The following is a 340-nucleotide window of genomic DNA, read 5'->3' on the forward strand; positions in this document are numbered from 1 at the left end:
GTTCACATTGCCGGTGTCTCGGTCGCCGGTTTCCATCGCCAGGAGTTCCGGTGCGGTGCGGTAGGCGAAGGCTGCGGTGCTGTCGACTACCGGCTGCGTGGCAGGCGTGGCCTTCGGCTTGAACATATTGCGAACCAGTACGCTGCCATCGCCGGCCGTCCACCATACGCCGCCGGCGACGGCAAGGTCAAGCACTACTGTCACGATGGCGGCGATACAAGCGTTACGGCGTTTGCGTTGTTTGCGCAACCGGTACTGTTCCATCAGTTTCTCGCTCATGGTCAGCCCCTTTGCTTGGATCGGCTCGTGCATCATTGCACGAAGCCCCTGATTCCAGTAT

General features: G+C 60.6%; 1 pseudogene. It reads right to left on the bottom strand.

Annotation, left to right across the window (positions count from 1 at the left end):
* Positions 1–315 (bottom strand): annotated as a pseudogene (locus EIK80_RS25240) (serpin family protein); the annotation flags it as partial.
* Positions 316–340 lie beyond the last annotated feature (25 nt).

The sequence above is a fragment of the Caulobacter sp. 602-1 genome (genome assembly GCF_003931565.1).
Classification (GTDB): domain Bacteria; phylum Pseudomonadota; class Alphaproteobacteria; order Caulobacterales; family Caulobacteraceae; genus Caulobacter.